Source organism: Alteromonas oceanisediminis, from assembly GCF_018474025.1.
Lineage (GTDB): Bacteria > Pseudomonadota > Gammaproteobacteria > Enterobacterales > Alteromonadaceae > Alteromonas_E > Alteromonas_E oceanisediminis.
Genome location: NZ_JAHCTA010000012.1, coordinates 66706 through 89191 on the forward strand (window position 1 = coordinate 66706; position 22486 = coordinate 89191).

27 protein-coding genes and 4 tRNA genes are annotated in these 22486 nt (G+C 46.8%); 8 read left to right on the forward strand and 23 right to left on the reverse strand.

Going from position 1 to position 22486, the window contains the following annotated elements; all coding sequences use genetic code 11:
- The first annotated feature begins 42 nt into the window (after positions 1–42).
- Positions 43–519, forward strand: a complete 477-nt coding sequence (gene greA, locus KIU71_RS16925; RefSeq protein WP_214132541.1) for a transcription elongation factor GreA — start codon at positions 43–45, stop codon at positions 517–519.
- A gap of 18 nt (positions 520–537) precedes the next feature.
- Here greA and KIU71_RS16930 read toward each other — a convergent pair whose 3' ends face one another.
- From KIU71_RS16930 to KIU71_RS16970, 9 genes are all read right to left on the reverse strand, one after another.
- Complete coding sequence (locus KIU71_RS16930; protein WP_214132542.1) at positions 538–1086, reverse strand: prepilin-type N-terminal cleavage/methylation domain-containing protein; 549 nt, start codon at positions 1084–1086, stop codon at positions 538–540.
- A 130-nt stretch (positions 1087–1216) separates the two neighbouring features.
- On the reverse strand, positions 1217–2863 hold the full coding sequence (locus KIU71_RS16935; protein ID WP_214132543.1) for a SulP family inorganic anion transporter: 1647 nt from the start codon (positions 2861–2863) through the stop codon (positions 1217–1219).
- A gap of 77 nt (positions 2864–2940) precedes the next feature.
- Positions 2941–4239, reverse strand: coding sequence for a Xaa-Pro dipeptidase (locus tag KIU71_RS16940; protein ID WP_214132544.1), 1299 nt, complete (start codon positions 4237–4239; stop codon positions 2941–2943).
- A gap of 89 nt (positions 4240–4328) precedes the next feature.
- Positions 4329–5831, reverse strand: coding sequence for an apolipoprotein N-acyltransferase (lnt, locus tag KIU71_RS16945; protein ID WP_315853313.1), 1503 nt, complete (start codon positions 5829–5831; stop codon positions 4329–4331).
- An 11-nt stretch (positions 5832–5842) separates the two neighbouring features.
- Positions 5843–6718: a CNNM family magnesium/cobalt transport protein CorC gene (gene corC / locus KIU71_RS16950; protein ID WP_214132545.1), complete on the reverse strand. Its 876-nt coding sequence runs from the start codon at positions 6716–6718 to the stop codon at positions 5843–5845.
- Positions 6719–6764: 46 nt separating this feature from the next.
- Complete coding sequence (ybeY, locus tag KIU71_RS16955; RefSeq protein WP_214132546.1) at positions 6765–7220, reverse strand: rRNA maturation RNase YbeY; 456 nt, start codon at positions 7218–7220, stop codon at positions 6765–6767.
- Positions 7217–8218: a PhoH family protein gene (locus KIU71_RS16960; RefSeq protein WP_214132547.1), complete on the reverse strand. Its 1002-nt coding sequence runs from the start codon at positions 8216–8218 to the stop codon at positions 7217–7219. Before KIU71_RS16960 ends, ybeY begins: the two co-directional genes overlap by 4 nt.
- Positions 8219–8232: 14 nt before the next feature.
- Positions 8233–9669, reverse strand: coding sequence for a tRNA (N6-isopentenyl adenosine(37)-C2)-methylthiotransferase MiaB (gene miaB / locus KIU71_RS16965; protein ID WP_214132548.1), 1437 nt, complete (start codon positions 9667–9669; stop codon positions 8233–8235).
- Positions 9670–9768: 99 nt separating this feature from the next.
- Positions 9769–10746, reverse strand: coding sequence for a DMT family transporter (locus KIU71_RS16970; protein ID WP_250207608.1), 978 nt, complete (start codon positions 10744–10746; stop codon positions 9769–9771).
- Positions 10747–10771: 25 nt separating this feature from the next.
- Here KIU71_RS16970 and KIU71_RS16975 point away from each other — a divergent pair, with 25 nt between their 5' ends.
- Genes KIU71_RS16975 through KIU71_RS16990 form a run of 4 tightly spaced genes read left to right on the forward strand, consistent with a single transcriptional unit; the run spans position 10772 to position 14024 of the window.
- The gene (locus KIU71_RS16975) at positions 10772–11941 is read left to right on the forward strand and encodes an FAD-dependent oxidoreductase (RefSeq protein ID WP_214132549.1); all 1170 of its coding nucleotides are present in this window, start codon (positions 10772–10774) and stop codon (positions 11939–11941) included.
- A 3-nt stretch (positions 11942–11944) separates the two neighbouring features.
- The gene (locus KIU71_RS16980; RefSeq protein WP_214132550.1) at positions 11945–12121 is read left to right on the forward strand and encodes a hypothetical protein; all 177 of its coding nucleotides are present in this window, start codon (positions 11945–11947) and stop codon (positions 12119–12121) included.
- Between the two features lie 49 nt (positions 12122–12170).
- Positions 12171–12797: a glutathione S-transferase family protein gene (locus KIU71_RS16985; protein ID WP_214132551.1), complete on the forward strand. Its 627-nt coding sequence runs from the start codon at positions 12171–12173 to the stop codon at positions 12795–12797.
- A 12-nt stretch (positions 12798–12809) separates the two neighbouring features.
- Positions 12810–14024 carry a PAS domain-containing sensor histidine kinase gene (locus tag KIU71_RS16990; protein ID WP_214132552.1) on the forward strand — a complete coding sequence of 405 codons (1215 nt, stop codon included), beginning with the start codon at positions 12810–12812 and terminating at the stop codon, positions 14022–14024.
- 38 nt (positions 14025–14062) lie between these two features.
- Here the strand turns inward: KIU71_RS16990 and KIU71_RS16995 are convergent, their stop codons facing one another.
- The 5 genes from KIU71_RS16995 to KIU71_RS17015 form a co-directional block, all read right to left on the reverse strand.
- Positions 14063–15502, reverse strand: a complete 1440-nt coding sequence (locus KIU71_RS16995; RefSeq protein WP_214132553.1) for an alanine/glycine:cation symporter family protein — start codon at positions 15500–15502, stop codon at positions 14063–14065.
- 135 nt (positions 15503–15637) lie between these two features.
- Positions 15638–15713, reverse strand: a tRNA-Gln gene (locus KIU71_RS17000).
- A 52-nt stretch (positions 15714–15765) separates the two neighbouring features.
- Positions 15766–15841: transfer RNA gene (locus tag KIU71_RS17005), tRNA-Gln, on the reverse strand.
- A gap of 4 nt (positions 15842–15845) precedes the next feature.
- Positions 15846–15930: transfer RNA gene (locus KIU71_RS17010), tRNA-Leu, on the reverse strand.
- A gap of 29 nt (positions 15931–15959) precedes the next feature.
- Positions 15960–16036: transfer RNA gene (locus KIU71_RS17015), tRNA-Met, on the reverse strand.
- Between the two features lie 282 nt (positions 16037–16318).
- Here KIU71_RS17015 and KIU71_RS17020 point away from each other — a divergent pair.
- Entirely contained in the window at positions 16319–17005 is a 687-nt protein-coding gene (locus KIU71_RS17020) for a NirD/YgiW/YdeI family stress tolerance protein (RefSeq protein ID WP_214132554.1), read from the forward strand.
- Between the two features lie 165 nt (positions 17006–17170).
- Here the strand turns inward: KIU71_RS17020 and KIU71_RS17025 are convergent, their stop codons facing one another.
- The 3 genes from KIU71_RS17025 to KIU71_RS17035 are packed head-to-tail and all read right to left on the reverse strand — an operon-like array spanning position 17171 to position 18882.
- The gene (locus KIU71_RS17025; protein ID WP_214132555.1) at positions 17171–17530 is read right to left on the reverse strand and encodes a hypothetical protein; all 360 of its coding nucleotides are present in this window, start codon (positions 17528–17530) and stop codon (positions 17171–17173) included.
- A 50-nt stretch (positions 17531–17580) separates the two neighbouring features.
- A complete protein-coding gene (locus KIU71_RS17030; RefSeq protein ID WP_214132556.1) occupies positions 17581–18366 on the reverse strand; it encodes a phytanoyl-CoA dioxygenase family protein in 786 nt (261 codons plus the stop codon).
- Positions 18367–18420: 54 nt separating this feature from the next.
- A complete protein-coding gene (locus tag KIU71_RS17035) occupies positions 18421–18882 on the reverse strand; it encodes a hypothetical protein (protein WP_214132557.1) in 462 nt (153 codons plus the stop codon).
- Between the two features lie 191 nt (positions 18883–19073).
- Between KIU71_RS17035 and KIU71_RS17040 the strand changes: the two genes are divergently transcribed.
- Positions 19074–19319: a type II toxin-antitoxin system CcdA family antitoxin gene (locus tag KIU71_RS17040; RefSeq protein WP_214132558.1), complete on the forward strand. Its 246-nt coding sequence runs from the start codon at positions 19074–19076 to the stop codon at positions 19317–19319.
- A complete protein-coding gene (locus KIU71_RS17045) occupies positions 19319–19636 on the forward strand; it encodes a CcdB family protein (RefSeq protein ID WP_214132559.1) in 318 nt (105 codons plus the stop codon). Before KIU71_RS17040 ends, KIU71_RS17045 begins: the two co-directional genes overlap by 1 nt.
- A gap of 93 nt (positions 19637–19729) precedes the next feature.
- On the opposite strand, the gene KIU71_RS17050 is transcribed toward KIU71_RS17045, so the two are convergent.
- The 6 genes from KIU71_RS17050 to KIU71_RS17075 all read right to left on the reverse strand — a co-directional run bounded on the left by KIU71_RS17050 (position 19730) and on the right by KIU71_RS17075 (position 22397).
- Positions 19730–19972 (reverse strand): hypothetical protein, encoded by a 243-nt coding sequence (locus KIU71_RS17050; protein ID WP_214132560.1) that lies wholly within the window; start codon positions 19970–19972, stop codon positions 19730–19732.
- Between the two features lie 98 nt (positions 19973–20070).
- Positions 20071–20367 (reverse strand): HigA family addiction module antitoxin, encoded by a 297-nt coding sequence (locus KIU71_RS17055; protein WP_214132561.1) that lies wholly within the window; start codon positions 20365–20367, stop codon positions 20071–20073.
- The gene (locus KIU71_RS17060; RefSeq protein ID WP_214132562.1) at positions 20367–20645 is read right to left on the reverse strand and encodes a type II toxin-antitoxin system RelE/ParE family toxin; all 279 of its coding nucleotides are present in this window, start codon (positions 20643–20645) and stop codon (positions 20367–20369) included. The genes KIU71_RS17055 and KIU71_RS17060 overlap by 1 nt, the downstream gene beginning before the upstream one ends.
- A gap of 164 nt (positions 20646–20809) precedes the next feature.
- The gene (locus KIU71_RS17065; protein WP_214132563.1) at positions 20810–21238 is read right to left on the reverse strand and encodes a DUF4265 domain-containing protein; all 429 of its coding nucleotides are present in this window, start codon (positions 21236–21238) and stop codon (positions 20810–20812) included.
- A gap of 117 nt (positions 21239–21355) precedes the next feature.
- Complete coding sequence (locus KIU71_RS17070) at positions 21356–21787, reverse strand: hypothetical protein (protein ID WP_214132564.1); 432 nt, start codon at positions 21785–21787, stop codon at positions 21356–21358.
- A 127-nt stretch (positions 21788–21914) separates the two neighbouring features.
- Positions 21915–22397, reverse strand: a complete 483-nt coding sequence (locus tag KIU71_RS17075) for a hypothetical protein (RefSeq protein ID WP_214132565.1) — start codon at positions 22395–22397, stop codon at positions 21915–21917.
- Between the last annotated feature and the right edge of the window lie 89 nt (positions 22398–22486).

Sequence of the window (22486 nt, forward strand, 5' to 3'; positions counted from 1 at the left end):
TTCAGGGCGCACTTTTTTGTGCTAAGAATAAGAGAGAGAACGATGAGTCAATACCCCATGACAGCAGAAGGTGCGAAACAGCTTCGTGACGAACTGCATGAATTAAAATCGGTCAAGCGTCCGCAGATTATCGCGTCTATCGCAGAAGCGCGTGAGCATGGCGATTTGAAAGAAAACGCTGAATACCACGCCGCGCGTGAACAACAAAGTTTTTGTGAGGGGCGTATACAGGATATCGAGGGTAAGTTATCGAACGCGCAAATCATTGATGTGACCAAGATGGAAAATACCGGCAAGGTTATCTTTGGCACCACGGTAACTATCTTGAACAGCACCACCGATGAAGAAACCACATACCGCATCGTCGGTGATGATGAAGCGGATATTAAGCAGAATCGTATTTCGGTTAATTCACCGATTGCTCGTGGCTTGATTGGTAAAATGATTGATGATGTGGTGAATATTCAAACGCCTGCCGGCACCGTAGAATTCGAAATTATTGCGGTCGAGTATATTTAGCACATCCGCATGGCTTACTTAACAGTCGCTGCTCTGTATCTCGTAGGTGGGTGGCGAGTCCACGCTGGTTGCCATATTGTACTGAACATAGCAAAGAGGTTCAGTCCCGCTGGCTGCGGGGCTGACACCAATACTGATGTGATAAAATTGCACATGGTCATCGTCAATATCGAATAACCAATCTGCATCCTGACAGGCGCTGGCACTGGCTAGATGATGGCATATGTTGAAATTCATTGAGCTGAGCATATCTTCTGCGCCAGTACTGCGCGAGCCCGATGCGCCGTTATAGGCGATATAGCCATAACGTGTTGTGATTGTGGCGCCGCCGTCTAACGTCACCACAGCATCTTCTTCTTTTTCCACGCGCTGAATAACCGATTTGGCGTAAACAATGGTATTTGCTGACTTAAGTGCCCCCTCCAAGCCGGTCAGTGTGGATGCGACAGCTTCTGATTGAAAGCTAATAAAGCGGGGGAGTGCAACAACGGCGAGTATTCCTAAAATGACTATGACGATAATCAATTCGATTAACGTAAATCCAGACAGTGGCTTTGTGTGTTGCACTCGTTGAGTCTCATTTATGAAGTTGAAATAAGGGCGTATTGATCAAACGTTGTATTGCGCAAACCAACACGGCTCAATATAACAAGCAAGAAGGCGCCCGTAAACGCCCGTTATTGCTCAACAATTTAATTCATTTGAGGCTAGACAGTGCTTTTTCTAATGCAACGGTTCTATCGTGGGTAAACGCATCGTTGCTAAGGAGTTCTTCAACACCCAATCGTTTGAGCTTTTCTGCCGCTTTACGGGTTTTCATCACCACGTACACCGCTTTGCCAAGCTCCGTGGCTTCTTTGACAACATTTTCAATAGACAATGAAATCGTGTCATCGAGCATAGACACATCACTTAAATCGATAATCACGACCTCATGATCAGCAATGGCAGCACGTTCCCGTGCCAGCGCCTTAGAAACGCCAAAAATCATGGCGCCGGATAAGTAGAAAAACAGGATCCTGCCTTCGCCAAGATTCAGTAATCTTTTCTGCTCGCGGGTTAACGGCAGTTTATCGTCCATGTCACTGATGGCGCGGATATTCTTGGATTGGCTCGCACTGAGCTTTTCGATAGTAATGATATTGGCAATAAATACACCGATACCGACGGCAGCAATTAGGTCCACGAATACCGTCAGGAGCAACACCGCATACATGATCAGGGTTGAGTGAAACGAAACGCGATGGGCACGTTTGATAAAACTCCAATCCAGAATGTCGACACCGACTTTAACGGCGATCCCGGCTAATACAGCGAGCGGAATGTTGCCTATAAGCTGCGCCGCCCCAAACACGGCAATAATGAGTACGACAACCCGAACCACGCCAGACAAGGCGGTTTTTGCTCCTGATTGAATGTTGACTACCGTGCCCATGGTCGCGCCTGCGCCCGGTAATCCACCAAACATGCCCGACACAATGTTACCCAGCCCCTGACCGATAAGTTCTTTGTCTGATTTATGCTCGGTACGCGTTAGGTTGTCAGCGATCACGGAGGTAAGCATTGAATCAATACAGCCCAACATACCCAGTACCATGGCATCGAGCAGCATGGTCTGGAATTGTTCCGCAGTGAAACTGGGTAAGTTCAGGCTAGGTAATGAAGCATTGATGTCGCCAATACGTTGAATGTCAGCGTAACTGAAAAACAACACTGACAGGAGTGACACAATCACCAGCGCATACAACTGCGGTGGGATCAACTTTTTCCATTTTGCTGGCGTAAAAAATAGGATGCCTAAGGTGAGTAGCCCCAGTAATAATTCCTGCCATTGAATATTGCTCAGTAATGTGGGGAGATTTTGTAAGGTTCCGCCAACACCACCGGCGGGTGCACTTTGGCCGATTAAAGGGGCAAATTGAATGATAATCAAAATACAGCCAATACCCGACATAAACCCGGAAATCACGCTGTATGGCATCAGCGTAATGTATTTACCCAGCTTGAGCACACCGAACGCTATTTGAAACACCCCGGCCATCATGACGACCGTAAACGCCATGGCCAATCCATTATCTGGATTGTCGGCAATCATGGTCGTTACCACCGCCGCCATCACCACCGTCATTGGCCCAGTGGGTTCCGAAATAAGGGTAGGGGTACCGCCAAAGAGAGCGGCAAATAAGCCTACGAGGATGGCACCGTATAAGCCTGCTTCCGCGCCAGCACCTGATGCCACGCCAAATGTCAACGCCAGCGGCAGAGAGACGATTGCCGCTGTGACCCCACCGAGGATATCGCCGCGTAAATTCGTTCGATTTATCGTGTTAAGCCAAGTGGTCATATTTATATTAATATAATATTGTTTCGTAAAGTATAAATTAAAATAAATAACGATGCAGCATTAATGAACACGGAAATTTACTGGTCTGGCGAGTCGGAATGTTTGAGTATCTTGCCTGATTGCATCACAAAGCCGACCGACTCGAGCAGACTGATGTCTGACAGTGGGTCGCCTTTCACCGCAATAATATCAGCGTGCTTGCCTGCACTGATGCTACCTAATGTTTCTGATTGATTCAGCAACGCCGCGGCATTAATGGTTGCTGCCTGAATTGCCTGCATCGGTGTCATACCAAATTGCACCATGCGAGCAAATTGCATCGCATTGTCACCGTGAGGGTACACGCCCGCATCAGTACCAAACACCATTTTAACGCCTGCCTCGACGGCTTTTCTGAAGTTTTCTCGTTGCCGTTTCCCAACCGTGCGCTCTTTAGCCAGACTTTCTTCCAGGATCCCAGCTTTTTCGCCCTCACCGAGAATATACTCAGTCACGTAGATATCCATCGAGAACACGGTGCCGTTTTGCTTTGCCAATTCAATACTTTCATCATTCAAGAAGCTCACATGCTCGACGGAATCCACGCCAGCTTTAATCGCATTATAGATCCCCTCGGTACCGTGGGCATGGGCCGCTACGGTTAAGCCACGCATGTGAGATTCTTCAACAATCGCCTGCATTTCAGCGAGTGTGAGCTGTTGCACACCCACTTTTGTGCCTTTAGACAACACGCCGCCCGTTGCACAAATCTTGGTTACATTGGCACCATACTTGATATTTTCACGTACTTTTGCCCGCACAGCCCACGGGCCATCTGCAACACCACCGCCAGTCGCGGCGTAGTCAGACGGGAGCAGGTTATTGTCACAATGCCCGCCCGTAACGCCAATCGAGTGCCCGGCGACAAATAACCTTGGCCCAACAATATCGCCTGCATCAATAGCATCCTTAAGCGCTACATCGGCGTAACCGTCTGCTCCGACATTGCGCACCGTGGTGAAACCTGCCATCACTGTTTTCCGCGCATTGTTTACGCCATTAATAGTGGCTCTGGGCAATGAAATGGCTAAACTCTTGTATCCGTGATCATCTGCGTTGCCTGTGAGGTGAACGTGCATATCCATCAGGCCTGGCAGCAAGGTATAACCGGAAAGTTTAATTACGTTTGCATTGGGGGGCGGTTGACTATCGGTGCTGACTTTTGTGATTTGGCCGGCTTCAATGGTCACAAGGGGGTTTTCTACCCGCACTCCGTTTTCTACATCGATGTAGGCATCTGCACTAAGATATTGGGTGCTTGCGTCACTGAGCGCGCTGAATAAACAGCTTACTCCTATAACAATGTAGCAAAGTGGTTGGTGCAATCGCTGAAACATGCGGGTGAGACCTTTGTGTCGATTCATTGGCGTCAGTATAGCAGGGGTTGCCAGCGCAACAATGATTAACTCAATGAAAGCATAGGCCGTTAGCGTGCAGAGCGCTTACGCAAAAGAAATGCGCTTAGTGCAAACAAACTCGTAACGATCCAAATGGGTAAATCACCAAAGCGTCGATAAGGTGTGGTGCCTGATACCAGCGGAATGGTGTAGCTGGCGCTGGCAAGTTCGAACTGCGGTAACGCCAGCGTCTGCTCGCCTCGATGATCAACAAAGGCGCTTATTCCATTATTGGTCGAGCGTATCAGTGGTAAGCCAAACTCTTTGGCGCGTACCTGCGCAATTTCCATGTGTTGGGCTGGGCCATGGGAGCGGCCAAACCAGGCATCGTTGCTCACCGTTAACATCACTTGAGTATCGTTATAGAGATTCGCCCGGACTTGACGCGGAAAAGCGATTTCAAAGCAAATAGCCGGCGCAATCGCAATGCCATTAGCGATTAAGTTTCTTTGCTGGAAGTCGCCGCGGGTGAAACTGGACATCGGCAAATCAAATATCGGCGCCAATCGACGCAGCCATCGCTCAAAGGGGACAAATTCACCAATCGGCAGTAAATGATGTTTATCAAACCGATTATTGTGGAAGTAGCGGTAGTGACCATTTTCATCACCAGGTTGTTTTCGCCCGACGACAATCAGATTATTAAATACCTGCTCATTTTCAAAATTATAATTCACGATGCCGGTGATGAGTGCACTCCCGGCGTTTGCCGTAACGGTGTCTAATTCGTGTAAGTAATCCAGCGCGAGCGATTCCAGTTTGGGGATTGCGGCTTCTGGCCAAACAATCAAATCGTGGCCTAAATACGGGGTTGTCTCGCTTGCGTAGGTTTGCATGGTCGGCGCATCCTGCTCAGGAACCCATCGTAATGCCTGTTGTATGTTGCCTTGTACCATCGCCGTGCGCAGCGTCTGCCCGTTCGGTTTTGACCACTCAACACTGTTCAGAACCGATCCCGCAAAGGGAAAAACGATCAGTAAAAGCCAGCAAGAGACCCAATGCCGCTGATGGAGCGCGTAAGCCATGCCTGAACTCATGAGTATGAGTAGCGCGGAAACACCGGTTTCCCCGACCACCGGAAGCCACCCACCTAACGGGGAGTGCAATTGTGAGTATCCCACAGATAACCACGGAAAGCCGGTTAACACCCAGCTACGCAGCCATTCTGTTACCACCCACAGAAGCGGTAAAACCAAGGCCCAATGCGAGGCTTTGAAGAAGCGATGTGCGATGTACACCGCGAGTGCAGGGTAGAGCGCGAGATAACTGCACAGCAGGAACATCATGGCGACTGAGGCGATTAAAGGAATGCCGCCAAAGTCAGCCAGACTGACGTGCACCCAGCTAATACCTGCGCCGAACCAGCCTAACCCAAACCACCAGGCCGTCAACGTTTTTGACACGGTACCGGGTTGGTGCAGTAAGTAGAATAAGCCGGTTAAACTGACTATTGGCCACCACCATAGGCCGAAAGGCGCATAGCTAAAGGTCAGTAAAGCGCCTAAAGCCAGCGCGATGACAGAGTGGGCGATCGGTTTCAGCGCTATTCTTCCGTAGACGATTCTCTGGCTTCAGGCAGTGTCAGTTTCAGTTGTTGAAGACGACGTTTGTCCGACTGCGTTACCTTAAAAAGAATGTTATTAATTTCAATTTCTTCATTGGTTTCAGGCATATGCCCAAACGCTTTGAGGACGATACCACCGATAGTATCCGCTTCATCTTCACTGAACTTAGTTTCAAAAAAGCGGTTAAACTCATCCAATGGCGTTAACGCTTTTACCGAGTAGGTGTGTTTATTCAGCGGACGTATATCATCGGTTCCGTCCTCTTCGGTATCAAACTCATCCTCGATTTCACCCACAATTAATTCAAGAATATCTTCAATGGTGACCAGCCCGGAAACGCCGCCATACTCATCAACCACGATGGCCATGTGATAACGTTGTTGGCGAAATTCTTTCAACAACACATCCACGCGTTTGCTTTCCGGCACGATGACTGCGGGACGTAATACATCGCGTAACTTGAATTCTTTACCAGGTATAAAGGCGTACGCAAGTAAATCCTTTGCCAGCAAAATACCTTCTATATGATCTTTATCTTCGCTGATCACAGGAAAACGCGAGTGGGCGGAATCGAGCATTAACGGCAGAAATTCATCAACGCTCTGTTCAATATCAATGGTGGTCATTTGCGCTCGGGGTATCATGATTTCGCGCACACGCATGTCATGCACACCAATCACGCCCTCAATCATTTCGCGAGTTTGCGGGTCGATGACCTCTCGGGCTTGCGCCTCGCTGATCACTTCAACGAGGTCTTCTTTGCTTTTCGGTTCTCCATTAAATGGCTGGAGTATCTTTTCAAACCAGCCTTTCTGTGCAGAACCGCTGGTAGAGTGCGGGTTATCTTCGCTCATAGAATTTAAATTTTATCGCCAAAACGCCGTTGTCGGCTGTTAATAGTTAATGATCTTGGTAGGGGTCGTCAATCCCTAATTTAGCCAGCAGCTGAGTTTCTAACCGTTCCATTTCTTGCGCTTGCTGTTCTTCAATATGGTCATAGCCCAGTAAATGCAACACTCCGTGTAGCGTGAGATGGGCATAATGATGGTCTAAAGGCTTTCCCTGCTCGCGCGCTTCCTGCTCAACGACATCAGCGCAAATGACCAGATCGCCCAGTAGTGGAATATTCACCTCCGGTGGGCACTCAAACGGAAAAGACAGTACATTCGTGGGTTTGTCTTTACCTCTAAACTGGTCGTTTAACTGTTGCGATTCAGCGGAAGAAACAAAGCGTACGGTAATTTCTTTGTTGTCAATTCCAGCATAGGCCAAGACTGAATCAATCCATATCGCAAGCGTTGCATCATCAGGCACTGTATTTTCACAGGCTACCTGACGGTCTACTACTGCTGTCATTGCGCGTCAGTCTTAGGTTTTTGTGCTGATTCGTAATCCTCATACGCTTTCACAATGCGCGCCACTACCGGGTGTCGGACTACGTCATTGGCATTGAAAAAGTTAAACGACAACTCTTTTACATCCTGTAAAACTTCAATGGAGTGTCTTAAACCAGAGCGCGTATTGCGCGGAAGGTCGATCTGCGTAATGTCACCGGTGATCACCGCTTTGCTATTGAAACCAATGCGGGTTAGAAACATTTTCATCTGCTCAACCGTGGTGTTTTGACTTTCATCAAGAATAATAAAGGCATCGTTCAACGTTCTACCGCGCATATAAGCCAGTGGCGCAACTTCAATGACATTCCGTTCAATGAGTTTTTCGACTTTTTCAAAACCTAACATTTCAAACAGTGCGTCGTACAATGGACGCAGGTAAGGATCAACTTTTTGCGACAAGTCACCCGGCAAAAACCCTAATTTTTCACCCGCCTCAACCGCTGGACGAGTGAGCAGGATACGTCGTATTTCTTGACGCTCCAAAGCATCCACTGCGCATGCCACTGCCAGATACGTTTTTCCTGTTCCGGCGGGGCCGACACCAAAAGTGATGTCATGGCTGACAATATTCGCCACATACTGAGACTGGTTAGGGTTACGCGGTTTGATTACACCACGCTTGGTTTTAACGTGCACCTCTTTGCCATAATCACCTGCCTCAGCACGTTCCAGACATTTGGCTTCCTGAATGGCTAAATGCACTTTATCGGCCTGTAAATCTGGTATTTTGCCCTTCACTGGCTGAGTTTCTATATACAGCAACTTCAGTAATTCACCCGCGCCGCCGGCGCGCTGAGGTTCACCTATCACTTTAAAGGCGTTATTGCGGTAGGTGATCTCGACGCCCAATCGACGTTCAATCTGTTTAATATTGTCGTCAAACGGGCCGCATAAACTGGAAAGACGCTTCTGGTCTTCAGGCTCAAGAATAATTTCGTTGCTGGTTAGGTTACTCACATGACCTCATAAGGTTAAACTGTCGGTTGAAACTGACTCACGCCTAACGCATCAGGCTCGAAAAGTTTCGCTTTGGTTAATATACTTTGCGGGCTCACGGCAACGCGCAATCCCATTTCCTGCTCGGTACGCACAACATCGCCGCGCAGTGAATTCGAAAACACATCGGTGATGATGACATCAACGAACTGCCCAATCATGTCTGGCGTGCCTTCAAAATTAACCACTCTGTTATTTTCCGTTCTACCGGTAAGTTCCATTGGATTTTTCTTCGACGGACCTTCAACCAGCAAACGCTGTTCGGTACCAACCATATTGCGCGCAATGCGCAATGCCTGTTGATTAATACGTTGTTGCAGCAAATACAAACGCTGTTTCTTGGTGTCTTCTGTCACATCGTCAACGGCGTCGGCGGCGGGTGTGCCGGGACGAGCACTGTAAATAAAGCTAAAGCTCAGGTCGTAATCAATGGCCTGAATTAAATCCATGGTTGCTTCGAAATCAGCGTCGGTCTCACCCGGGAAACCGATAATAAAATCAGATGACATGCTGATGTTAGGACGAACTTTGCGCAACTTACGGATGGTCGACTTATACTCAAGCGCAGTATGGCCTCGCTTCATCAAATTTAAGATTCGGTCAGAACCACTTTGTACGGGCAGGTGTAAATGATCAACCAACTCAGGGATCTCGGCGTACGCTGCAATGATATCGTCAGTGAATTCCACCGGATGCGACGTGGTGTAGCGAATACGGTCGATGCCATCGATAGAGGCAACAAGTTCGAGCAATTCAGCAAAACGACAAATAGTGCCATCATGATGCGGCCCACGAAATGCATTGACATTCTGACCCAGCAGATTCACTTCGCGAACGCCTTGCTCAGCCAGTTGGGCAATTTCAAACAAGACATCGTCAACGGGGCGACTGACTTCTTCGCCACGAGTGTAGGGCACGACACAAAAACTGCAGTATTTAGAGCAGCCTTCCATGATCGAAACAAATGCTGTTGGCCCTTCAGCGCGGGGCTCTGGTAGCCGATCAAATTTTTCAATTTCCGGAAAGCTCACATCGACGACCGCTTTTTCGCCGGCTTTTATTTGCTCAATCATCTCGGGCAGACGATGCAGCGTTTGAGGGCCAAAGACTAGATCAACAAAAGGCGCTCGCTGGCGTATGGCATCGCCTTCCTGAGACGCGACACAACCGCCCACGCCGATGATCAAGCCGGGGTTGGTTTTTTTGAGGTTCTTCCAGCGTCCCAGTTGATGGAATACTTTCTCTTGGGCTTTTTCACGGATCGAACAGGTATTCAGCAAGATCACGTCTGCATCATCGGCTTCCTCAGCCAATGAATAGCCGTGGGTGCTATCGAGGAGATCAGCCATTTTTTCCGAGTCATACTCGTTCATTTGGCAGCCCCACGTTTTGATAAACAACTTTTTACTCATGCGTTTCTAAAAGCTCAATAAGGTGTATGGATAGCAGGTCGATAACTGCTCAAAATAGCCGCATATTGTAACGCTTTGAGAGGACTAACGCCACCACATTCACCAAAACCACCGTTGACGAATGGTGACATTGGCAGCCCAGATGATGAGCAAACTGCCTACCACGAGTGACACAGTGATTGGCTCTTGCCAGCCAATGGCACCGATAACGGCGGCAAATATCACGCTGGTGTAAGATAAAAGTCCAATTTTCACCGGGGAAGCCAATGCGAACGCTTTTGTCATCAATAGTTGGCCCAGTCCGGCGAGCAGGCCCATGAGCGCCAGCCAAGGTAACAAAGCCAGCACAACCGCCTGCCAGCGGACAAACAGAGGGAACGCTGACATCAACGTGGCCGCGCCGGTAAAATACACCACAATTCGTAAAGAGGGCTCTGTATCGGTTAGTTTGCGGATTGTGCATTTTGTGGTTGCCACGAGACACGCGCAAATAAACGCGACAACAATCGGAAGCCAAGCGACATGGCCCGGCAATGACGTTTCACTGGCCGGTGTCATTAACAGGATAATACCGACACCGACGAACCCAATCACCATGGCCACTAGCGTCTTTACATCGATCAGCTCTTGCAGCCACACTCTGGCGATAATGGGTACGATAAATGGGGCCAATAGCAAGGCCATCATGGCTTGTGCGAGTGTCATCGTCGCCAAGACAAAAAAGAATAGGTACATGGCAACCATGCCACAGGCAGCTCTGAATAGATGTAAACGCAAACGCGTCGTTTTTAGCGATCGTAACCCGCTGCGTGCGCCGTGGCGAAACAAAAGGGGAAGTAGCACAACCAAGGCACTGGCGTTACGGAAGAAAACCAACTGCGCTGGCGGCATGTCGGTACTGAGCGCTTTCACAATGCCACCGACACCCGCAAAGCACAATTCAGCAAAGATGAGACACAATGCGCCTATCGCCAAGCTACGTGAGGGGCTAGGAGTCAACGAAGAGGATTTAGATGGGGGCATCAAGCGTAGGGCAGTGAGTAGTTGAAAGGTTGGCGGAATTCGCCATAATACCATTAAAGGACCAACGAATGTGCGCATTATGTACGATGTTATTGTAGTAGGTGGGGGAATGATTGGCGCATCGACGGCCTTGGGATTAGCGCAGCAAGGGAAAACCGTGGCTGTCATTGAGAAAAATACCCCACAGCCTTTCACGGTAGATCAATTGCCTGATATTCGTTTATCCGCCCTCAGTTTACAGTCTGTTACTCTGTTGCAGGCGCTTGGCGTGTGGCAGCGGATTGAGCAGATGCGCTGCAAAGCCTACACCGACCTATCCGTATGGGAACAAGCACAGCCGTTCAATGCAATGGCCAGGTTCAGTTCAGCTGATTTACGGTTGGATAAATTGGGCTACTTCGTTGAAAACCGGCTAACCCAATTAGCACTGCATGAAGCGTTGCACCAATTCGACCGTGTTGATTGGTATACGCAGCACAGTATTCATGCCATCGACGCTGACAAAGGCTCCGTCACACTCTCCAGCACTGACAACGATGCTGAATTGATTGAAGCGCAGTGGATTATTGGCGCTGATGGGGCTCAATCAGCAGTGCGACAACTCTGTGGTATCGGCCAGACGGGTTGGCAGTATGCGCAACATGCATTAGGTATTATTATTGCCTTGCCGCAGGATTCAGGAGCAACGACGTGGCAGGAATTTCGGCCCAGTGGGCCTGTCGCTTTTCTCCCCATGTACGATCATTACGCGGCATTGATATGGTATGACTCAGCTCAGGCTACCACTGAGCGTCTGCAACTGGACGATGAAGCTCTCTATGCCGCCGTTGATGGCGTGTTTCCAACACATTTACCCCGCGGTTTTTCGATCGTCAACCGAGCCGCTTTTCCGTTGGCTCGTGCACATGCCAATCGATACAGCGTTGGCCGCGTCGTATTGATTGGCGATGCAGCGCACACCATCAATCCGCTAGCCGGGCAGGGTGTGAATATTGGATTTAAGGATGTCGAGGCGCTGTTATCCGTTTTTGCCGCGCACGAGCAGGTCAGCGAAGCGCTGATTGAAAAAGAGTACGAACGCAAACGGCGATACCAAAATGCGTTAATGATGACCACGATGGATATGCTGTATGTTGCCTTTAGCAACGACATCACGCCCCTTAAACTCGCACGCAACGCAGGCTTGGCCTTAGCTGAACGAGCCGGTCCGTTGAAACGACGTGCACTCAAATACGCGATAGGATTTTAACTTATGACGCTACTCATTATCATCGCAGTGCTGTTCGCCACGCTGTTTATTGTTATCCCATTGATTGAGCGTTCCAAAATGCGTATCAGTGGCGAGGATGCGGCCAAAATAAGTCGCTGGATTTGGCCGTTAATGATTATATTAGTGGTAGCGCAATTGATAAGAATGATTGTAAGCTAACTGCTGCCCAACAGCCACTGGCTACGCTTAGAAAAAGGAATACACAACAATGCTGACAATTTATGGATATTCAGGTACTCGCTCGATACGAGCGACCTGGGCGGCTGAAGAGCTTGGTATTGCCTACGAGTATCAGTGTGTTGATCTGAAGCGCGGGTTACATAAAAGCCCTGAGTATCTTGCCGTTGCGGCTACCGGAAAAGTGCCATCACTGCGCGACGATGGGCTGACTATCACTGAATCCGGCGCGATAGTGACGTATTTGGCGGATCAAGCGGGGCGGCTGATCCCCAGCACCGGTACTGCCAAACGTGGAAAGTATGAAGAAGCGATGTACTTTGTTCACACTGAGCTTGAACAACCGCTCTGGTCGATTGGCAAGCACAAATTTGCGCTGCCAGAAGATAAACGTATCGAGCAAAACATTTCATTGGGTGAGTGGGAATTTCAGCAGGTACTGTCGGTCTTTGCAAAAATGCTTGGTGATCAAACGTATTTACTTGGCGACACGTTTAGCGTCGCTGACGTCGCGGCAGGGCACACATTGTCGTGGGCGAAAGGGTTTAAACAAGCGCTCACGCACGACAATGTGATTGAGTACGCTGAGCGAGTATTGACTCGCCCCGCTTTAGCCAGAGCCAGACAGCGAGAAGCTGAAGCAGTATCAGTTAGTTAAGGAACAGATTAGATGATTTTAGCCTTTCTGAGCGGGTGCGCCGTTGGTGTAATTGCGCTGATCATTTTGGGCATACCGGCACGTAAAAGCCGTAAACAAGTTAACGAATTGAGCGAAACGCTAAGCAACGTTTTTGATAGTTCATTACATGGCGTGATTGTTTTCACGCCTGTTCGTGACGCACAAGATAAGATTTGCGATTTTCGTTTCGAACTTATCAATCGTGCTGGCTGTGATATCATTGGCAAGTCGGATGATGTCATTGGTAATACAATGTTGACACTTTTCCCCGGCAATAAGGAAGCAGGTCTTTTCGACCACTATTGCACGGTGGTAGAGACCAAGAAACCGTTCAGCACCGTTATTTATTACGACCACGATCATCTCCAGGTATGGTTTTCGATTAGCGCGGTCAGTAATGCGGATGGACTCATTGTCACGTTTTATGATGTGTCTGAACTAAAATCCAATGAAGCGAGGCTGTTGACTCATCAACGTGACCTTACCGCCGTGAATCAGAATCTTGAACAGTTTGCCTATATTGCATCCCATGACCTGCAAGAACCGCTGCGTAAAATTCGCTCATTCGGCAATATTTTATCCACTCGATACGCTGATGGTTTGGACGAGAAAGCCCGCGATTACATCTCACGTATGCAAATAGCCGCGGAGAGAATGCAACTTTTGATCACAGACTTGCTGGCCTTTTCACGGGTCTCCAAACAAGACGATGGCGGAGAATTTACCGATCTCAACAAAACACTCAGTATTGTAAAAGATAACCTCGGTGAATTGATCAGTGAAGCAGACGCCGTGGTAGAAGTGCGCCGTTTGCCGGTGGTTCGCGCTGGTGCAACTCAAATGATCCAGCTGTTTCAAAACCTCGTGTCAAACGCGATCAAATATGCAAAAGAGGATGTCGCTAGCAAAGTGCTTATTGATGCGACGCCGGTAAAAATCACCATTGACGGTTCGATGCGATCCTATTGGGAAATCAGCGTTGCTGACAATGGTATCGGGTTCGCGCCTGAAGATTATGAAGAGATATTTCTTATATTTCACCGTCTGCATGGTCGCAGTGTCTACAGTGGTTCGGGTATAGGTTTAGCGATCTGCCAAAAAATCGTACACAACTACGGCGGCACTATTCGCGCCGAGAGCCAATTGGGGGAAGGGGCGCGCTTTATCGTACAATTACCCGACGAGGATGGGGTAACCGTGGGATAACGGCCCCCATTTATCGTTACTTTGAACGGCACTAGGCGCTATCTTTGAGCCTTTACCGGCGCTGGCGCTGCGGCGTTCCAAATACCATCTTCATTTTCGCCCTGTATTTCACAGTCGCCTTGCACATACTCAGGTTGTTCACCGCGATCGCGTTTGGCAAAGTAATCTTTGCTGATCGACACGATAGTCGGCGTTAACCACATAATGGCAATAATATTGATCACGGTCATCAGGCCCAGCGCCATATCGGCCATCGCCCACACCTGTGGCAATGCGGCCATGGAGCCCCATAAAATCATTAACAAATAACCCACCGTGTAAAAAGAGCGGCCGACCTTATTGTCGAGCCTGAACATGTGTAAGTTGCTCTCACCGTATGCATAGTTGGCAACCACGGAAGTAAATGCGAATAGCGTGATGGCTGCTGCAACGAAATCTCCTCCGCCTTCTCCCAAATGTGACGCCATTGCTGTTTGGGTGAGACGAATACCTTCCATCTGCTCACCGCTTGAACCGCCGGCGAGTAGAATAATAAATGCGGTACAGGTACATAAAATCATGGTGTCTATGAATACACCCAGCATTTGCACATAACCTTGCGAGACGGGGTGGTTAGGATTGGGTGTGGCACTGGCAGCAGCATGCGGAACACTGCCAGAGCCGGCTTCATTAGAATACAAGCCGCGTTGAATGCCATTTTTAACCGCGGCAGCAAACGCACCCGCAGCAGCCTCTGTCAACCCAAACGCGCTTAGTACAATATCTTTAAGCACAGCAGGTAGTAACTCAATATTGGAGACCGTGATAAACACAGCAACCAGAATGTAGCAAACGCCCATAAAGGGAACGATCCATTCGGCAAAGCGCGCGATCGCCCGCAGACCACCAATAACGATAAGGCCTGCGACTAGGATGATAGCGAGACCAGAATGCAACGTATCGATGTTATACGCATTGTTTAATGCATCGGTAATGGTGTTTGCTTGCACTGCACTGAAAATAAAGCCATAGCCCATAAATAAGCAGAGTGAAAACAGTACCGCTAGCCATTTTTTCTTTAAGCCTTGCTGAATGTAATAGGCTGGGCCACCACGAAATTCACCGTTGCTGTCTTTCACTTTGTATAACTGGCCTAGCACACTTTCGGCAAAACCCGTCGCCATGCCCAGTAGTGCAATAACCCACATCCAGAAAATTGCACCAGATCCGCCTAACGATATCGCTACCGCAACTCCGGCCAAGTTACCTGTGCCTACGCGGGCGGAGAGGCTGGTACACAGTGCTTGAAACGAACTAATGCCAGCGGCATCGCTTCGGGTAGAACCGCGCATAATAGAAAACATATGGCCGAAGTGACGCAATTGCAGTGCACCGAGTTTCCAGGTAAACCATATGCCACAACCCAACAGCATATAGATCAGCACCTGACCTTGGCCCCATAACACATTGTTGATAGCTGAAACGATCTCGTTGATCAAAAGAAAAATCCCACAAAATGGCGCAAAGCCTGAAAGTCTGCCGCCGAACGGTTTAGATGTCTAGAACTCTATCGTCTAATTCAGTTAAAAAAAAGACACAAAAAAAGCGCCGTACTTGTCGGCGCTTTTTCTGAATGGCTGGGGTAGCTGGACTCGAACCAACGAATCGCGGGATCAAAACCCGCTGCCTTACCAACTTGGCTATACCCCAATTTTGGGTGTTTTTTGTCTGCTCATTATTGCGCAGCCACAAAACAAAAGAGTGGCTGGGGTAGCTGGACTCGAACCAACGAATCGCGGGATCAAAACCCGCTGCCTTACCAACTTGGCTATACCCCAACAATGGTGCGGAAGGAGAGACTTGAACTCTCACGCCGTGAAGCACTGGAACCTAAATCCAGCGTGTCTACCAATTCCACCACTTCCGCATATCAAACTCTCACTTTAGCAGTGAGAATGGTGGCTACGGCGGGACTCGAACCTGCGACCCCATCATTATGAGTGATGTGCTCTAACCAGCTGAGCTACGTAGCCACGTGGGCACTCCGTTTTGGAGTGGCGCGTATTATGCTGATTACCCTATGAAGCGTCAACCCCTTTTTAGGGGAATATACGGGCTTCGAAGTCAAATGCCTACAAACTAATCAAATGTGCGATTTATCGCTCGTGTAAATCTTACAGTTCGTCTGTAACCTTTCAATATCGTCGGCTTTCGAAACCGCCGTCAGATGGTTGAAAAGTGAGCTAAGGCGTTGATATTAAACGCTGGTACGTAACTTGAATCAAATTTATTGTCTAACAACTGAGGAGGATGTAATGAAATTTATGAAAACTTCAATCGCCGCCGCAATGTTGACAGCATTGACTGCAGTCTCTGCGACTGGCGTAGTGCAAGCCAATGAACATAAGAAATCAGATGAGATGAAAAGTGAGCATCACCAGCATCTCTCAATGATTGACGACGACGCGTGGGTAACCATTACCGGTAAAGTCACTAAGGCAGAAGCCGACGGCTTTATGCTTGATTACGGTCATGGCGATATTCGCATCGATTTGGAAGACGGTAATTACACTGAAGCGACGGCTGAAATGATTGATGGCGACAGCGTCACCGTCACCGGTCAATTGGATGATGACGTATTTGCCACACGTTCAATTGAAGCCTCAAGTGTTTATGTGCCGCGTTTGATGACAACCTATATCTCAAGTTCGCTTGATGATGAGTCATCAGATCTTTACAAGTTCGCCTCCAGAGTACCAACCAATACGTCACAATTGACGGTAACGGGTACGGTCATCGCGGCTGAGGATGAACACATTCAGCTGGATGTTGGCGAAAATCATTTAGTTGTCGATTTGAGTGAGTTGCCAATCGACGTGACATCAGAATCTAGTAGTTTCGAAGTCACCGAAGGTGATTACGTTGAAGTGCAAGTGCGCTTCGATCCAGAAATCTTTGGCACGTACGATATCGACGCCACAGCGATTACTAAAATCGGATAATACAATCTTTACTGTTAAAAAAGCCTCTCACGAGGCTTTTTTTATGCGCTTTGAAGTTCCGGGGATGGGTTTTCCAACAATTCTGGGAAAACGTAGACGGGCATAAGATTAATGCCTCAGTGACCGCAGGGAACGGGTTTAGCACTTGTTAGTGACCAGCCGATACTACACGTATTCTGCTTGTTTATATTTTCTATAACCTGCTCGTGTTAATTCGTTGAGCTCTTGAAAGAGTTTGGCATCGGTTGCTTTAAAGTTGAAGCATGATTTACCTTGCATTCGCTTTTTAAGTTCTGGCGATAGGCTTTCCAATAATTCTGGAAAGACGTAGACAGGCATTAGATGAAAACTGACATAATGCCGATTGATTTTGACCGAGCCAAAGTACATTGGCTTCTTGTTTTTCATGACATGATGAGTGTTTAAGTAATAATTGTCGGGCTTATCGGTGACAACGACCATGTCGCTTGAATATGCACGCAAAATTTCTTTTAGGTGATTAAATATTTCTTCTGAATTATCCACATTTTACAGCCTCTTAGACTAAAACTTTAAGAAGTCACATGACGCTTCAATCACGCGCTTGTCGCGTGCACTCCTTTGTTATTGGTTTTTATCTCTATCGCACTCTCAAATGCACTAGGATTTTCGAGTTTTCCCAGTGTTTCAGCGTCTGGCAAGCAACTGTCATCCACGAATTTCACTAGCTCGAGAACCGGATCGCAAAACAATACATCAAGTGATAGACGATCTATGCCGTATATTCCTCGATGAATCATATTTGCGCTAAATACCAACAAATCGCCTGCATCTAAGGTAACTCTTACTCCAGTAGGGAGGTCCTCATGGTTCTTGCGGCCATTCTGCTCTAAGCGTACATCAAGCTCTTCTTTGCTATCCCAGCGTCTGTGGGTTCCGGGTATCAACTCAATACCTGGTTCATCGACCAAAGGAATTCGAAAATGAAGGACATTGGGACCTAGAAGGGCTTCCTTCTGCTCTTCAACGGACAAATGATATTGCGGATCTCTATGCCAATAATTTTTCTGGGAGCTATTCGCCGGATCAAAAAACAGCTGGGTATTCATAAATGTTGCGCAACTGCCCATGATAGAAGTCACTACGTCCATCAGCTTATCTGAACCGATGAACGTGAATAATGACACTCTCTCAGAATCCATCAAGTGCTTTTGGGCTGTTAGATAAGCAAAGTTTATAGCCTTTTCAGCGTAGAACCTCGAATTCTCCTGCATCCATGACTGATGGAACTGAAGGACCACTTGTCGCAGCTTCTGAAGCTCACTCACTTCAAAAACATCTTTAAGAACGAGATAGCCATTTTCTTCATAATCCGTCTTCATGAGCATACCAATAATACTGCCCCTGTGAACGGAGTGAACGTGTTTAGCGCTTCGCTAGGCATGTCCACTTAAAACCTCGATCTGGGAGATGTCCATGATCCTTATATGCGTTTGATAATAGTACTTATTAGACGGTTTTTTCCTTGTACCAAAAGTAATTTTAACTCGTTGAGCTTCGCCATTTACTCTGATGGATTTATTGATGAAATACTCTTGAGGTTTTACTCCATATTTTTGAACGAAAAGAGAAATAACACTGGGGTGTAGAGCAACGGTTACTGCTCGTTGGTCACGGTAGTCAAATTCAGTGTTGAGATAAACATAAGGACCCTGATTCCCGGCAGCCTTAATCTTGAGCGTGTATTCTCCGGCGATACCTGTTGGTGCAGATTCAGCGGCACTTCTGATTATTTCCATGGTGTCTGAATACACCACCTCAGCTTTATGGGGTGATGCAATTTGAGTCGAACTACAACCTGATAGAAATAAAACAAGTGTGATTAAAACTATTTTCATTATTTATTTCCTTATAAATGCCTAACGCAAAGCTAGTGGGCAGTGACGTAGCGGCATAATCGCGAAGCGCAGCTGCGTTACTGTCCCAGTGACCGAATGGAACGAGTTAAGCGCCTGGTTACATGCCAGCCCTGCTATCAAATGCGCATTTCTATGCGTATACTGTGTTTGAAATAAACAGGAGATTGGCAATGACAGACCTTTATGATTTAACTGCACCCAAAAAAGCAACAAACTTGAGTTTGAACAGCGACTTGTTAAATAAAGCTAGAGGATTAAAAATTAACCTGTCTGCAACTTTGGAACAAGCATTAAACGATAAGCTTAAGACTGAGGCGGCCGCAAAATGGAAAAAAGACAACGCTGCAGCCATAGAAGCGTACAATGAGTTTGTTGCGGAAAGTGGGTTATTGAGTGATGAATACAGAGAGTTTTAATGGCCCAGTTTGATGTTTATAGAAACCCAAGCAAACAATCTAAAGAAGCCTATCCTTATTTAGTAGATATGCAAAATAGTGTGATTGACCAATTGGCGACAAGACTGATTGTGCCACTAAGTATTGCGCGCTCGAAGCCCACTATGCTGATGAAAAACCTGATGCCAGAAATACTTTTTGAGGGCGAGCGTTACTTCTTCTTAACCCAGCAACTTACTTCCATGCCAGCAGAAAACCTAAAATCGCCGATTGGTACATTAGAGAGTTCAAGGTCTTTGCTGATAGATGCGATAGACTTCGCCATTACTGGCATATAACTTTAAGCTAAGGGGCAATGATGTGGGGCTATAATCGCGAAGAGGCCCCGCGTTACTGTCCCAGCGAACCAAGTGAGCGCGTTTAGCGCCTTGTTATACATACAGGCTCCCAAACAACAGCAGTACAGGAAGCATAAAAAACATAGCATACCGTTTTAGCTGTTGATCTTCGCCCGCAGAACGGATGAATTTTTGATAAACGAATTTTGCAAAAATAATTACTGCGACAGTAAATGAAATAGTCAGATAAACAGGATCCAAACCAATTAGCTCAGCGACTAAAACGACGTAAGGAATTAAAGCGGCAAATTCAAATCCTTTTCCAGAAAAATCCATATTTGTTTCCTTTTACAGTATGTATAACGCTAAGCTAACGGGCAGTGACGTAGCGGCATAATGTTTGAGTTGACACCATAGTCGTTTGTTAGGCCCCACTACGCAGCTTCGAAGTCGTAAGGTGAAACATTTAATTTTTCTTTTTCCATTCTCGTTTGCCAAAGGTCGTATGCATTTTGAACACGTAACCAATGATCTGCGTTTGGTTTAGAGAATACCAGTTCCAATCTGACCGCCATTTCTGGACTGATAGCTGCATTCCCATTAAGTATTTTGGATAGCGTTTTGCGGCTAACTCCAAGATGTTCTGCGGCGTCAGTAATAGTTATCCCAAGCGACTCTATAACCAGTTCCTTTAGAATTTCACCGGGATGTGCTGGGTTGAACATTTGCATTAGTGATAATCCTCATAGTTAACGATTTCGGCATTTTGACCTTTAAACCGAAAGGTCACACGCCAATTCCCACTGACTCTGACGGACCATATCTCTTTCCTATTACCTTTTAGCTGATGCAGGAATAGGCCAGGTAAATCCATATCGTCTGGTGATATAGCCTGATCCAAGTTGGAGAGAATAAGCCGAAGTTTTTTCTCATGTTTCTTTTGAATCCCAGACGTTTTACCAGTGGAATAAAACTTCTCGAGACCTTTGTGAATAAAGCTAATGATCATTGTTTGATTGTAACCCAGGTGGTTACAAAGTCAATATTTGGTGGGCAAGGGCCTAACTTTTCAATAACGGGCGCAGGCACGTGGGGCATAATGGCGAAGCCGCCCCGCGTGTATGCGTCCCAGCGAGCATCGCGAGTGAGTTTATTGACTTGTTAGAAGCGTTCTCAATCAAAGCGCCAAACTGGAAACGCGAAATCTATCCCCAGTTCCTCATATGCGTCTATTAAATGGTTAAGTTTAACTATATCGATATTTGGAGGGACGTCTATGGCATATAGTCTGTATTGTGCAAATCCTTCGTAGGAACAGCCAAGAGAAACAATTACTTCGAAGAAAGCCGTTAAATCCAAATCTATGTTATTCAAAAGAGAAATGACAGAGTGCCCTGACTCTTTAATTAGTTCAAATTCAAATATGTGATCATTTACAGGATCAGGTTCTGCACTAAATATATCTTCGTTAGCCAAACCGTCTAAAAAGAAGGGAACATTCTTTAACTGGTAATGCTCGCCAACTCTCTCACACCAGATACCCTCCGCTCCTACAGGCGGCCATTCGTCTTCAATATCAAGAGCGAATAAAACCTTTTCCATTTACTTATCCCTTAGAGCTTCTAACGCTAAGCTAGCGGGCACGAAGATGCGGCGAGAATGGCGAAGCCGCCGCGTGTTTGTGTCCCAGTGACCGCAGGGAACGTGGTAAGCGCTTTGTTAGCCTTCATACCCTTGAACCCTATAAAAACCTACCAAACAAAGTACTTTGACTACCAGCCCAATGAAAGTTGACATTATTGCAGTGGAAATCGCCACGCTTAAATACCCAGCTGAAGGACTATCGCTCCAGTTATACCCTATAGATATGAAGTTGATCAGGGTAACTGTAATCCCTATTAACAAACCAACGTTTCCACACGAGTGAAAAACACGCTGTGCCAAAAGATTGGTTTCAGATTTTTTGACAGCTTTGATCGTAATTTTAATTGAATTAAACGAATGTATAGAAATAGCAAAAAACATTGTTGGAACAATGACCAGACCTAATATAGTGGGAAATGTTTGGTCTAGAAATAAAGGCAGAGAATTACCAAACCATAGGCCTAAAATAATAGTTGCTATAAAAATCAAACAGCTTATGAAATACAAGGCTTTCTCCAGGAGGCTAACACCAAACTAAGGGGCAATTACTTGTTGGTGATAATGCGGAACGCGCCAACGAGTAATTGTCCCAGTGAGCGCAGCGAACGATCTTTAGTGCCTTGTTATGCACATTCTACTTAAAATAGACAGCAAGACTAATACTTATAACAGCAAGAACAAAACATCCCAAAGACAGATAACTAAAAACTTTCACCATTAAGTCCAGTTTGAAATAACTATTTGTGGTTACATTAACATCGTCTAATTTTTTCAGTATGTCGCTCTTAGTTATTGCTTTATCTGAAGGGGTTTTCTTCTTTTTCTCAATTAACTTTTCGATTTCATATAATGAAAGTGGAACTTCAATTCCACTAGAAAAATATTTTGACAAGATACTTTGCACTGTAAGGCTTCCAGTTATAGATAAAAGCCATAATGCTATTGCGGAATAATACCAAACCGAAATGGTAGACATCTTATCGTGGAAGCTAATAGCAATTGCAAGGCCGCCTGAAGAAATAGTCATAATTTGCTTAAGAAAAGATTCTCTAAGTCTTATGATTTCTTTTTCTACATCAGTATTGTTGACCACTTTGCCTCCATGGTGCATAGACACAATGACTCCCTCAGAAATGCTAGCCTCCGCATTTTCGTGGGTTAGCTAACAGCAAAACTGCTCACCAGAGCCATAATTAGTTTGTTCAA

Excerpts from the sequence above, each read along its gene's own strand:
- greA (WP_214132541.1), top strand. The coding sequence starts at position 43 with ATGAGTCAATACCCCATGACAGCAGAAGGTGCGAAACAGCTTCGTGAC.
- KIU71_RS16935 (WP_214132543.1), bottom strand. The coding sequence starts at position 2,863 with ATGACCACTTGGCTTAACACGATAAATCGAACGAATTTACGCGGCGAT.
- KIU71_RS16940 (WP_214132544.1), bottom strand. The coding sequence starts at position 4,239 with ATGTTTCAGCGATTGCACCAACCACTTTGCTACATTGTTATAGGAGTA.
- corC (WP_214132545.1), bottom strand. The coding sequence starts at position 6,718 with ATGAGCGAAGATAACCCGCACTCTACCAGCGGTTCTGCACAGAAAGGC.
- ybeY (WP_214132546.1), bottom strand. The coding sequence starts at position 7,220 with ATGACAGCAGTAGTAGACCGTCAGGTAGCCTGTGAAAATACAGTGCCT.
- miaB (WP_214132548.1), bottom strand. The coding sequence starts at position 9,669 with ATGAGTAAAAAGTTGTTTATCAAAACGTGGGGCTGCCAAATGAACGAG.
- KIU71_RS16970 (WP_250207608.1), bottom strand. The coding sequence starts at position 10,746 with ATGGTATTATGGCGAATTCCGCCAACCTTTCAACTACTCACTGCCCTA.
- KIU71_RS16975 (WP_214132549.1), top strand. The coding sequence starts at position 10,772 with ATGTACGATGTTATTGTAGTAGGTGGGGGAATGATTGGCGCATCGACG.
- KIU71_RS16980 (WP_214132550.1), top strand. The coding sequence starts at position 11,945 with ATGACGCTACTCATTATCATCGCAGTGCTGTTCGCCACGCTGTTTATT.
- KIU71_RS16985 (WP_214132551.1), top strand. The coding sequence starts at position 12,171 with ATGCTGACAATTTATGGATATTCAGGTACTCGCTCGATACGAGCGACC.
- KIU71_RS16990 (WP_214132552.1), top strand. The coding sequence starts at position 12,810 with ATGATTTTAGCCTTTCTGAGCGGGTGCGCCGTTGGTGTAATTGCGCTG.
- KIU71_RS17020 (WP_214132554.1), top strand. The coding sequence starts at position 16,319 with ATGAAATTTATGAAAACTTCAATCGCCGCCGCAATGTTGACAGCATTG.
- KIU71_RS17030 (WP_214132556.1), bottom strand. The coding sequence starts at position 18,366 with ATGAAGACGGATTATGAAGAAAATGGCTATCTCGTTCTTAAAGATGTT.
- KIU71_RS17035 (WP_214132557.1), bottom strand. The coding sequence starts at position 18,882 with ATGAAAATAGTTTTAATCACACTTGTTTTATTTCTATCAGGTTGTAGT.
- KIU71_RS17040 (WP_214132558.1), top strand. The coding sequence starts at position 19,074 with ATGACAGACCTTTATGATTTAACTGCACCCAAAAAAGCAACAAACTTG.
- KIU71_RS17045 (WP_214132559.1), top strand. The coding sequence starts at position 19,319 with ATGGCCCAGTTTGATGTTTATAGAAACCCAAGCAAACAATCTAAAGAA.
- KIU71_RS17050 (WP_214132560.1), bottom strand. The coding sequence starts at position 19,972 with ATGGATTTTTCTGGAAAAGGATTTGAATTTGCCGCTTTAATTCCTTAC.
- KIU71_RS17055 (WP_214132561.1), bottom strand. The coding sequence starts at position 20,367 with ATGCAAATGTTCAACCCAGCACATCCCGGTGAAATTCTAAAGGAACTG.
- KIU71_RS17060 (WP_214132562.1), bottom strand. The coding sequence starts at position 20,645 with ATGATCATTAGCTTTATTCACAAAGGTCTCGAGAAGTTTTATTCCACT.
- KIU71_RS17065 (WP_214132563.1), bottom strand. The coding sequence starts at position 21,238 with ATGGAAAAGGTTTTATTCGCTCTTGATATTGAAGACGAATGGCCGCCT.